Source organism: Corallococcus sp. CA053C (genome assembly GCF_003611675.1).
Classification (GTDB): Bacteria; Myxococcota; Myxococcia; order Myxococcales; family Myxococcaceae; genus Corallococcus.
In genome coordinates, this window is record NZ_RAWA01000748.1 from 1 (window position 1) to 1,794 (window position 1,794).

1 protein-coding gene is annotated in these 1,794 nt (G+C 70.7%); it reads right to left on the bottom strand.

Annotated elements, in window-relative coordinates; translation table 11 throughout:
* A partial coding sequence (dnaE, locus tag D7V97_RS42800) for a DNA polymerase III subunit alpha (protein WP_120616244.1) occupies positions 1–1,794 on the bottom strand: 1,794 nt, incomplete at both ends.

Genomic DNA, 1,794 nt, shown 5'->3' on the forward strand with positions numbered 1-1,794 from the left:
CACCTGCTTCAGCCCCTCCGCCGTCACCGCCCCCATCCGCTTCAACGTGGGCCGCAACAGCTCCAGCGGGTGCTTCTCCAGCGACAGCCCCACCGTGTCGTAATCCGCGCAGACCCGCTCGTAGACACCCATGGGCGGCAGCTCCACCGCCGTGCCGTCCATCGCCATCCCGAAGAACAGGTCGTCCGCGTCCAGCGGCCCCAGCGCCTGGATCTCCCACAGCGCCTGCCGCCTCGCGCCACACAGCGACGTCAGCGCTCCTGACAGCGCCAGCCGCGTCAGCTCGTGCCTGGGAATGCGCGCCCTTCGCGCCAGGTCCCCCACGCTCGCGTAGTCCCCGTTCCGGCAGGACTCCACCGCCCGGCCCGCGGACTCGCCCAGCCCCCGCACCATCCTCAGCCCCAGCCGCAACGCCCCGTCCTCCAACGTGCAGTCCCAACGGGAGCGGCGCACGTCCACCGGCCGCACCTCCACCCCGTGCCGCTGCACGTCCGCCACCAGCGTGTGCGGCGCGTAGAACCCCATCGGCTGGGAGTTGAGCAGCGCCGCCGTGAACGCCGCCGGGTAGTGGCACTTCAACCAACTGGACGCATAGGCAATCAACGCGAAGCTCGCCGAGTGGCTCTCCGGGAACCCGTAGTGCGCGAAGCCCCGGAAGTGATCGAACCACTCCTCCGCCTGCTTGCGCGTGTAGCCCCGCGACTCGCAGCCCTCCACGAAGCGGCCCCGGTACGGGTGGATCCGCTCCTCCGCGTGCTTGTGGCTCAGCGCCCGCCGCAGCCCGTCCGCCTCCCCCGCGCTGAACCCCGCCGCCACCATCGCCAGCCGCATCGCCTGCTCCTGGAAGAGCGGCACGCCCAGCGTCTTCTGGAGGATGCCCCGCACGGCGTCGCTCGGGTACGTCACCGGCTCCTGGCCATTCCTGCGGCGCAGGTACGGGTGCACCATGTTGCCCACGATGGGCCCCGGCCGGATGAGGGCGATCTGTACCACCAGGTCGTAGAACTCCCGGGGCCGCAGCCGCGGCAGCATGTTCATCTGTGCGCGGCTCTCAATCTGGAACACCCCCACCGTGTCCGCCTCGCACAGCATGTCGTAGACCTTCGGATCCTCCGGCGGCACCGTGGCCAGGGACAGGTCGCGGCCGTGATGCTCGCGGATCAACGCGAAGCACCGGGACAGCGCCGTCAACATGCCCAGCGCCAGCAGGTCCACCTTCAGGAGCCCCACCGCGTTGATGTCGTCCTTCTCCCACTGGATGACCGTGCGCCCCGGCATCGCCGCGTTCTCCACCGGCACCAGGTCCACCAGCGGCTCGCGCGTCATCACGAAGCCGCCCACGTGGATGGACAGGTGGCGGGGCACGCCCTCCAACTCCTTCGCCACCGACAGCGTCCTGAGCACCCGCCCGTCCGTGGGGGACAGCCCCGCTTCCCGAAGGACCTCCGGCGTCACCTGGAAGCCGTGCGCCGAGCCCACCCTCGACAGCCGGTCCACCTGATCCAACGCCAACCCCAGCGCCTTGCCCGCCTCCCGCAGCGCCAGCCGGCCCCGGTAGCAGATGATCTCGCACACCATGCCCGCGCGCCGCCGGCCGTGCTTCGCGTAGACGTACTGGAGCACCTCCTCGCGCCGCTCGTGCTCGAAGTCCACGTCGATGTCCGGCGGCTCCCGGCGCTCCATGCTGAGGAAGCGCTCGAACAGCAGCCCCATCCGCACCGGATCAATCGCGGTGATGCCCAGCGCGTAGCAGACCGCCGAGTTCGCCGCGCTCCCCCGCCCCTGGCACAGGAC